This is a genomic window from Streptomyces sp. CC53, assembly GCF_001865245.1.
In the GTDB taxonomy this organism is placed as follows: domain Bacteria; phylum Actinomycetota; class Actinomycetes; order Streptomycetales; family Streptomycetaceae; genus Streptomyces.
Genome location: NZ_MKXB01000144.1, coordinates 174,282 through 183,197, shown reverse-complemented (window position 1 = coordinate 183,197; position 8,916 = coordinate 174,282). Strand labels below are relative to the sequence as shown.

Sequence of the window (8,916 nt, the reverse complement as noted above, 5' to 3'; positions counted from 1 at the left end):
GCCGAACTATTGTTGGGGGAGCCCCGCACCGTATGGTGCGGGGCTTTCCGCATTTCAGACCCCCCTCCAGGAGGGCGCCGGAGGACCCCTTGCAGGTCCGCCCCGGGTGTGACGGTAAGGTCAGGGGGCAGTGTCGACACTTTCCCCACAGGAGGCCCCCGGGTGGAGGTCCAGGAGACCCGCGTTCAAACGGACCGGGTCCTCACCATCCCCAACATCCTCAGCATGGCCCGGCTCGCCGGCGTCCCGCTCTTCCTGTGGCTCATTCTCCGCCCCGAGTTCGGCGGGCCCAACAGCGACGGCTGGGCGCTGCTGGTCCTCGCCCTCAGCGGAGTCAGCGACTACCTCGACGGCAAACTCGCCCGCCGCTGGAACCAGATCAGCAGCCTCGGACGCCTCCTCGACCCGGCGGCCGACCGGCTCTACATCCTTTCCACCCTCATCGGCCTCACCTGGCGGGGCATCCTGCCCCTGTGGCTCACCGGCCTGCTGCTGGCCCGGGACCTTGTGCTCCTGGTGATGGTGGGCATCCTCCGGCGCCACGGATATCCACCGCCCCAGGTGAACTTCCTGGGCAAGGCAGCGACCTTCAACCTGATGTATGCGTTCCCCCTGCTCCTCCTCAGCAGCGGTGAGACGTGGCTCGCGTCACTCGCTGAAATTTTCGGGTGGGCCTTCGCCGTATGGGGTACAAGTCTCTACTGGTGGGCAGGGATCCTCTACGTGATCCAGGTCCGCCGACTAGTCACAGCGGATACCGCGGCCGATTGAGCCTGTCTGTTCCGGCGCCGGGCAGTAATGCCGGCGCCGGTGCGACGTATGAGGGCAAGGATTCGGACAGGTGAGGTCGGCTAGATCGTCATCTCTGCAAGGAGGACGCTTCCGACATGAAGGCCGTCGTGATGGCCGGAGGCGAAGGCACCCGACTTCGCCCCATGACGTCGAGCATGCCCAAGCCGCTCCTGCCGGTCGCCAACCGACCGATCATGGAGCACGTGCTGCGGTTGCTCAAGCGGCATGGACTCACCGAGACCGTCGTAACCGTGCAGTTCCTCGCCTCGCTGGTCAAGAACTACTTCGGTGACGGCGAAGAGCTCGGAATGGAGCTCACCTATGCCCACGAGGAGAAGCCACTCGGCACCGCCGGCAGCGTCAAGAACGCCGAGGACGCACTCAAGGACGACACGTTCCTCGTCATCTCGGGTGACGCGCTCACCGATTTCGACCTGAGCGACCTCATCGCCTTCCACAAGGAGAAAGGCGCGCTCGTCACGGTGTGCCTGACCCGGGTGCCGAACCCGCTGGAATTCGGCATCACCATCGTCGACGACGAAGGCAAGGTGGAGCGCTTCCTGGAGAAACCGACCTGGGGCCAGGTGTTCTCCGACACCGTGAACACCGGCATCTACGTGATGGAACCCGAGGTCTTCGACTACGTCGAACCCGACGCCCCCGTCGACTGGTCCGGCGACGTCTTCCCCCAGCTGATGAAGGAAGGCAAGCCCGTCTACGGCTACGTGGCCGAGGGCTACTGGGAGGACGTGGGCACCCACGAGAGCTATGTGAAGGCCCAGGCGGACGTCCTCGAAGGGAAGGTGGACGTCGAACTCGACGGGTTCGAGATCTCCCCCGGGGTCTGGGTCGCCGAAGGAGCCGAGGTGCACCCGGACGCGGTCCTGCGCGGGCCGGTGTACATCGGGGACTACGCCAAGGTCGAAGCCGACGTGGAGATCCGCGAGCACACCGTCGTCGGGTCCAACGTCGTCGTCAAGAGCGGGGCCTTCCTCCACAAGGCCGTCGTCCACGACAACGTCTACATCGGGCCGCACAGCAACCTCCGCGGCTGCGTGATCGGCAAGAACACCGACATCATGCGGGCCGCGCGGATCGAGGACGGCGCCGTCATCGGCGACGAGTGCCTCGTCGGCGAGGAATCGATCGTGCAGGGCAACGTGCGGGTCTACCCGTTCAAGACCGTGGAAGCGGGAGCGTTCGTCAACACCTCCGTGATCTGGGAGTCACGCGGCCAGGCGCACCTCTTCGGCGCCCGCGGCGTCTCCGGGATCCTGAACGTCGAGATCACACCGGAACTCGCCGTACGGCTCGCAGGGGCGTACGCGACGACGTTGAAGAAGGGGGCCACGGTCACCACCGCCCGTGACCACTCCCGCGGTGCGCGTGCCCTGAAGCGCGCCGTGATCTCCGCGCTGCAGGCCAGCGCCATCGACGTACGGGACCTTGAGAACGTCCCCCTGCCCGTCGCCCGCCAGCAGACCGCACGGGGCAGCGCCGGCGGCATCATGATCCGCACCACCCCCGGGGTGCCGGACTCGCTGGACATCATGTTCTTCGACGAGCGGGGCGCCGACCTGTCCCAGGCGGGGCAGCGCAAGCTGGACCGCGTCTACGCCCGCCAGGAGTACCGGCGGGCCTTCCCCGGCGAGATCGGTGACCTCAGCTTCCCGTCCAGCGTGTTCGACCAGTACACGGGCGCCCTGCTGCGGAGGGTCGACACGACCGGGATCGCCGAGGCGGGGCTGAAGGTCGTCGTGGACGCCTCGAACGGCAGCGCCGGCCTCGTCCTGCCCAGCCTCCTCGGGCGGCTCGGTGTGGACTCGCTGACCATCAACCCCGGACTGGACGAGTCCCGGCCCACCGAGTCCGCCGAGTCGCGCCGCGCCGGACTCGTCCGGCTCGGGGAGATCGTGGCGTCCGCACGGGCCGCGTTCGGGGTGCGGTTCGACACGGTCGGTGAGCGGCTTTCCCTCGTGGACGAGCGGGGCCGCATCATCGAGGACGACCGGGCGCTCCTGGTCATGCTGGACCTCGTCGCGGCGGAGCGGCGCAGCGGGCGGGTGGCGCTGCCCGTCACCACCACGCGGATCGCCGAACAGGTCGCCGCGTACCACGGCACGCAGGTCGACTGGACGACGACGTCCCCGGACGACCTGACCAGGGTCGGGCGCGAGGAGTCCACCATCTTCGGTGGAGACGGTCTCGGCGGCTTCATCGTTCCCGAGTTCAGCAGCGTCTTCGACGGGACCGCCGCGTTCGTGCGGCTCATCGGACTCGTCGCGCGCACGCAGCTCACCCTCAGCCAGATCGACGCCCGCATTCCGCGTGCGCACGTCCTGCGGCGGGACCTGGCCACGCCGTGGGCGGTGAAGGGCCTGGTCATGCGGAGGGTCGTGGAGGCGGCCGGCGACCGCCACGTGGACACGACCGACGGTGTGCGGGTGGTGGAGGCCGACGGGCGGTGGGTGCTGGTGCTGCCGGACCCGGCGGAGGCCGTCACCCATCTGTGGGCCGAGGGGCCCGACGACACGTCCGCTCAGGCCCTGCTCGACGAGTGGACGGCGGTGGTCGACAGCGCAGGTCGCTGACGCGGATCGTGATGCCGTGACCGGTGTGCCGGGCAGCCGCTCCCGTCGCTGCCCGGCACACCGGTGGGGCCATTCGGCGGTAGCCGCCCCGACATGCGACGATGTGCGGCATGTCCCAGCAGCCCCCCGTTCGGAGCACCGGCTCCCCGCCCCCGCGCCCCGACGCGTCCATGTCGCTGCTGACGAACGTCATCGACCACGCCCTCGACGAGGGATACGCCGAGGCTTCCGCCCGCCGCGCCGACGACGGCGGACGGCTCCCGCACACCCTGAAGGCCAAGCTGGGGCTGGCGGCCGGGCTCGCGCTGGCCGCCGCAGTGGTCACCCTCGGTGCGGCGCAGACGTGGATATCGGCGCCCGTCGTGGCCAAGGACCGCGTGGAGCTGATCGACAGGATCCACGCGGAGACGACCGCGGTGGAGGACCTCGAAGGGGCCGTCGAGGAACTGCGGGACGACGTCGCGAGCCGTCAGCGGGAGGCGCTGCGCGCACACGGCGGGGACCAGGGTGAGCTGGTCGGGCTGCTGTCCGGTGCCACCGCGGTCGAGGGACCCGGTGTGAAGCTCGTCGTCGACGACGCGAAGGACGCCGACCAGGGCGGTGACGGCCCGCGCGAGACCAGCAGCTTCACCGACACCGGCCGGGTCCAGGACCGCGACATGCAGCGGATCGTCAACGGACTGTGGCAGTCGGGGGCCGAGGCCGTCGCGATCAACGGGCAGCGGTTGACGGCCCTCTCCGCGATCAGGGCGGCAGGCGACGCCATACTGGTCGACAACAAGCCGCTGGTACCCCCGTACACGGTCCTGGCGGTGGGGGACGGGAAACGGCTGAGCACCCGGTTCCAGGACAGCGCCGACGGCCGGTACCTGCACGCGCTGGAGGAGAACTTCGGCATCAGCAGCAGCATCGCGGCCCAGGACCGGGTGAACCTGCCGGCGGCGGCGAGCCTGATCGTACGTACAGCACAGCCGAGGACCACCGGAGCCGACAGCGGCGACGGCCAGGGCACGGCCGACACAGGGAAGGGCATATCGTGATCGCCGTACTGGGCCTCGTCGCGGGAGTCGTGGTCGGACTGTTGATCCGGCCCGAGGTCCCCGCCGTGGTCGAGCCCTATCTGCCCATCGCCGTGGTCGCCGCGCTGGACGCGGTCTTCGGCGGGCTCAGGGCGATGCTCGACGGGATCTTCGTCGACAAGGTCTTCGTGGTCTCGTTCCTGTCGAACGTCGTCGTGGCCGCCCTGATCGTGTTCCTCGGCGACCAGCTCGGAGTGGGCTCCCAGCTCTCCACCGGTGTGGTCGTCGTCCTCGGCATCCGCATCTTCTCCAACGCGGCCGCCATCCGGCGCCACGTGTTCCGGGCGTGAGACCGATGAGCAACCACGAGACCCCCGACACGCAGCCGCAGCCACCGGAGGCCCCGGAGAAGACCGGCAGGCAGCGGCTCGTCGCCGGGCTGTGGCCGCCCCGGGTGACCCGGGCCCAGCTTGTCGTCGCCCTGCTGCTCTTCGGACTGGGCCTCGGCCTCGCCATCCAGGTGCGCTCCACCAGCGACGACGGGGCGCTGCGCGGTGCCCGGCAGGAGGACCTGGTGCGCATCCTGGACGAACTGGACGACCGGACCGAGCGCCTGGAAGACGAGCGCACCCGGCTGGACGCCCAGCGCCGGGAGCTGGAGAACAGCTCCGACCAGGCGGAAGAGGCCCGCAGGCAGACGGAGGAGAGAGAGCGTCAGCTCGGTGTGCTGGCCGGTACGGTGGCTGCCGAGGGACCGGGCATCACCCTGGACATCGAGGACCCGCTTCGGGCCGTCGAGCCGGACAAGCTGCTCGACACCATTCAGGAGCTGCGGGCGGCCGGGGCCGAGGCCATCCAGGTCAACGACGTCCGGGTGGTGGCCGACAGCTACTTCACCGGGGAGGCCGGGGCCGTCGAGGTGGACGGGCGCGCTCTGCGCGCGCCGTACCGCTTCCAGGTCATCGGCAAGCCGCAGGACCTGGAGCCGGCCCTGAACATCCCGGGCGGCATCGTGCAGAGTCTGGAGAAGGAGCAGGCCACGGCCACGGTGACGAGGTCGGAGAAGATCGTCGTGGATGCCTTGCGACCGGCGGAGCGGCCTGACTACGCTCGGTCGTCATCACCGTGAGGCGGCTGCACGGGGGTCGTACGGCGGGGGAATGCCCGAGTGGCCGGGCCGGACAGGGAAGGCGAAGAGTGGGGGATGCTCCCGTGACCGCGGTGTCATGGAGACGCCGGGTACAGCCGGGGTCACCGACGACCGCGGTGTGCCGGGCCGTGGGCCCGGCCGGATCCGTAGGCGGCCGCTCCGGTCGAGAGATCGCGGGGGGTCGCCGCACCACTGTCGTGGTGCGTGGTGGAAACTGTCCGGTGGATACGGACGTTGTGAAGGTGTCCGGGTCGGCAGGTGTGTTCGTCGAGGGTTCGTCCTGCCCCACGGGCGGGTCTGTTTCGTTCAAGGGGAATCGCCCGTGAAGTTGTTTGGGAAGTTGTTCGGGAAGAGTGCGCGTGAGGGCGACAACGCCAAGCACCGCGCGCCGCGGCACGGCCAGAGCGAGGAGGGGCAGCAGGGCGGTGAGCGTCCGCTCTTCCGCGACGAGGTCGCTGGTCCGGGTGGTGGCATCGCCGACGGGCAGGGCGCGTCTTCTGTTGACCCTGCTGGTCCCGGCCGCATAGGTTTCGGGGAACCAGCAGCCCCGGGTACGGCCGGAGGGGGTTCCTCCGACCCGTACGCGACCAGCGTCCACGCGGGTCAGCCGCGGCAGGAGGGCACATCCATGCCGGTCTGTGCGCGGTGCGGGCACCGCAACGCCGAGGCGAGTCGGTTCTGCTCCAACTGCGGGGCCCCGCTCCGAGGCGGTGCGCCCGCCGAGCGCGCGTCGGAGACCACCTCCACGATCTCCATCTCGGGGCTTGAGGCGTACGACGCGGAAGCGACCGGTCAGACGCCGCTGCCGCAGCTGTCCAACGAGGCGCAGGCCGCGGTGGAGGCACTCCCCGCGGGGTCGGCGCTGCTGGTGGTCCGCCGCGGTCCGAACGTCGGCAGCCGGTTCCTCCTCGACGGCGAGCTGACGACAGCGGGCCGCCACCCGCAGAGCGACATCTTCCTGGACGACGTGACCGTGTCCCGTCGCCACGTGGAGTTCCGCCGGGCCGCGGACGGCAGCTTCACCGTCGCCGACGTCGGCAGCCTCAACGGCACCTACGTCAACCGGGAGCCGATCGACCAGGTCGTGCTGCACAACGGCGACGAGGTGCAGATCGGCAAGTACCGCCTGGTCTTCTTCGCCGGCCAGCCAGGAGTCTGACCCTCCCCCCGGACCCGTTCGGGGGGACCCCCCTAGGAAGGTCCATGCTGCGAACACCGACGGGCGGTGCCGGTCACGGCGCCGCCGACGCGGGCGATCGGCTGGTGAGCATCGGTACGGTGCTCAACCAGCTGCGCGAGGAGTTCCCCGAGGTCACCATCTCCAAGATCCGCTTCCTGGAGGCGGAGGGGCTCGTCGAACCGCAGCGGACGGCGTCCGGGTACCGCAAGTTCAGCCCGCAGGACGTGGAGCGGCTCGCCCTCATCCTGCGCATGCAGCGGGACCACTACCTGCCGCTGAAGGTCATCAGGGAGCACCTGGACGCCCTCGCGCGCGGTGAGCAGGTGCAACTGCCCGCACAGGGGCAGGGGACGCCCGGCGAGCGCCAGGAGGGTGCTCCGCCGTGGGAGGTGGAACCCGACCGCCCGACCGCGGGCAGGATCGGCCGGGCCGAGCTCCTCGCCGCCGCTGAGGCGGACGAGGAGGAGCTCGCCGCATGGGAGTCGTACGGCCTGGTCGCCGAGCTCCCCGACGGAGGCTACGACGCCGAGTCGGTCACCGTCGCGAAGCTCGTCGCCGAGCTGGGGCGGTACGGCCTCGAACCGCGGCACCTGCGCGCCATGAAGGCCGCGGCCGACCGGGAGGCCGGGCTCGTCGAGCAGGTCGTGGCACCGCTGCGCCGGCACCGCAACCCCCAGACCCGCGCGCACGCCGAGGCGACCGCCCGGGAACTGGCCGCGTTGTCGGTGCGGCTGCACGCCGCGCTGGTCAGAACGGCCCTCGGCGTCCGGTTTCCTTGACCTTGCGGACGGCCCCGACTACCCAAACCGGTCCGGGTCGTCCTAGGGTTGCTGTGTGAACGAGCTCGATGTTGTCGGTGTCCGGGTGGAAATGCCGTCCAACCAGCCGATCGTGCTCCTGCGCGAAGTGGGAGGCGACCGGTACCTCCCCATTTGGATCGGTCCCGGTGAGGCCACGGCGATCGCCTTCGCCCAGCAGGGCATGACGCCTGCACGGCCGCTCACCCATGACCTGTTCAAGGACGTGCTGGAGGCCGTGGGGCAGGAGCTCACCGAGGTCCGCATCACCGACCTCAGGGAAGGCGTCTTCTACGCGGAGCTGGTGTTCGCCAGCGGCGTGGAGGTGAGCGCCCGGCCTTCCGACGCCATAGCGCTGGCGCTGCGCACCGGGACGCCGATCTTCGGTAGCGACGGTGTGCTGGACGACGCGGGAATCGCGATCCCGGACGAGCAGGAGGACGAGGTGGAGAAGTTCCGCGAGTTCCTCGACCAGATCTCCCCCGAGGACTTCGGCACCAGCAATCAGTGAGGTGCGGCCCGGCCTTATGAGGCAGGGGCGGGAAGCGGAGTGCGGCCGCCGAGTCGGAGCGTTCAGCGCATTCGAATAGCGTTTCCCGGCACCAGGACACGCCAAACCACTCTCAGGGTGATTATCACTCGGCGTGGCGAGTGTGGCGATCGTTGACGCACCCCTGGGGACTGCCTACCGTCGATGTGGCAGGTCAAGGACGGAGGGTCGGCGTGATGAGCAGCGGCGACGGTACGGCGGGAGCGCTCCCCGGGCGGAGCCCGGCAGGGAGGGCGCCCTCTCCGCTATCCGGGGAGACGCCCGACCAGGCCACCGACCTCGTCGGCTACCGCGGACCCACGGCCTGCGCGGCGGCCGGCATCACGTACCGGCAACTCGACTACTGGGCGCGCACCGGTCTCGTCGAGCCGAGTGTGCGGCCTGCGTACGGGTCGGGCACGCAGCGGCTCTACAGCTTCCGGGACGTCGTCGTCCTCAAGATCGTCAAGAGGTTCCTGGACACGGGTGTCGCGCTGCAGAACATCCGGGCGGCCGTGCAGCACCTGCGCGGCCGGGGCCTGCGTGACCTGGAGCGCATGACGCTCATGAGCGACGGGGCGACGGTGTACGAGTGCTCTTCGCCGGACGAGGTCGTCGACCTCCTCCAGGGGGGCCAGGGCATCTTCGGGATCGCGGTGGGCGTGGTGTGGCGCGACGTGGAGGCGGCCCTGTCGCAACTGCACGGCGAACGCGTCGACACCGGTGAGACGCTGATCGGCAACAACCCGACCGACGAACTGGCGCGCCGCAGACGCGACAGGGCGGTCTGAGGGAGCCCGCGGCGGCGCTCCGACCGGGCTGTCGTACGGGCGTACGGGTCCGTTGTCAGTGGGGTGC

General features: G+C 70.0%; 9 protein-coding genes. All 9 read left to right on the top strand.

Features of this window, described 5'->3' with window-relative positions:
* Positions 1-162 precede the first annotated feature (162 nt).
* The 9 genes from BJP40_RS15085 to BJP40_RS15045 all read left to right on the top strand — a co-directional run bounded on the left by BJP40_RS15085 (position 163) and on the right by BJP40_RS15045 (position 8,849).
* Positions 163-771: a CDP-alcohol phosphatidyltransferase family protein gene (locus tag BJP40_RS15085; protein ID WP_071266604.1), complete on the top strand. Its 609-nt coding sequence runs from the start codon at positions 163-165 to the stop codon at positions 769-771.
* 116 nt (positions 772-887) lie between these two features.
* Positions 888-3,383: a mannose-1-phosphate guanyltransferase gene (locus BJP40_RS15080; protein ID WP_071266606.1), complete on the top strand. Its 2,496-nt coding sequence runs from the start codon at positions 888-890 to the stop codon at positions 3,381-3,383.
* A 110-nt stretch (positions 3,384-3,493) separates the two neighbouring features.
* The gene (locus tag BJP40_RS15075; protein WP_071280786.1) at positions 3,494-4,423 is read left to right on the top strand and encodes a DUF881 domain-containing protein; all 930 of its coding nucleotides are present in this window, start codon (positions 3,494-3,496) and stop codon (positions 4,421-4,423) included.
* Positions 4,420-4,752, top strand: coding sequence for a small basic family protein (locus BJP40_RS15070; RefSeq protein WP_071266610.1), 333 nt, complete (start codon positions 4,420-4,422; stop codon positions 4,750-4,752). The genes BJP40_RS15075 and BJP40_RS15070 overlap by 4 nt, the downstream gene beginning before the upstream one ends.
* 5 nt (positions 4,753-4,757) lie before the next feature.
* Positions 4,758-5,531, top strand: a complete 774-nt coding sequence (locus BJP40_RS15065; RefSeq protein WP_071266612.1) for a DUF881 domain-containing protein — start codon at positions 4,758-4,760, stop codon at positions 5,529-5,531.
* Between the two features lie 235 nt (positions 5,532-5,766).
* Positions 5,767-6,711: an FHA domain-containing protein gene (locus BJP40_RS31830; protein ID WP_226962945.1), complete on the top strand. Its 945-nt coding sequence runs from the start codon at positions 5,767-5,769 to the stop codon at positions 6,709-6,711.
* 44 nt (positions 6,712-6,755) lie between these two features.
* Positions 6,756-7,511 carry a MerR family transcriptional regulator gene (locus tag BJP40_RS15055; RefSeq protein WP_071280784.1) on the top strand — a complete coding sequence of 252 codons (756 nt, stop codon included), beginning with the start codon at positions 6,756-6,758 and terminating at the stop codon, positions 7,509-7,511.
* 55 nt (positions 7,512-7,566) lie between these two features.
* The gene (locus BJP40_RS15050) at positions 7,567-8,040 is read left to right on the top strand and encodes a bifunctional nuclease family protein (protein ID WP_058941224.1); all 474 of its coding nucleotides are present in this window, start codon (positions 7,567-7,569) and stop codon (positions 8,038-8,040) included.
* 215 nt (positions 8,041-8,255) lie between these two features.
* The gene (locus tag BJP40_RS15045; RefSeq protein WP_177204387.1) at positions 8,256-8,849 is read left to right on the top strand and encodes a MerR family transcriptional regulator; all 594 of its coding nucleotides are present in this window, start codon (positions 8,256-8,258) and stop codon (positions 8,847-8,849) included.
* The last annotated feature ends 67 nt before the right edge of the window (positions 8,850-8,916 follow it).

Coding starts and splice junctions, on each gene's coding strand:
- BJP40_RS15080 (WP_071266606.1), top strand. CDS start 888: ATGAAGGCCGTCGTGATGGCCGGAGGCGAAGGCACCCGACTTCGCCCC.
- BJP40_RS15075 (WP_071280786.1), top strand. CDS start 3,494: ATGTCCCAGCAGCCCCCCGTTCGGAGCACCGGCTCCCCGCCCCCGCGC.
- BJP40_RS15065 (WP_071266612.1), top strand. CDS start 4,758: ATGAGCAACCACGAGACCCCCGACACGCAGCCGCAGCCACCGGAGGCC.
- BJP40_RS15055 (WP_071280784.1), top strand. CDS start 6,756: ATGCTGCGAACACCGACGGGCGGTGCCGGTCACGGCGCCGCCGACGCG.
- BJP40_RS15045 (WP_177204387.1), top strand. CDS start 8,256: ATGAGCAGCGGCGACGGTACGGCGGGAGCGCTCCCCGGGCGGAGCCCG.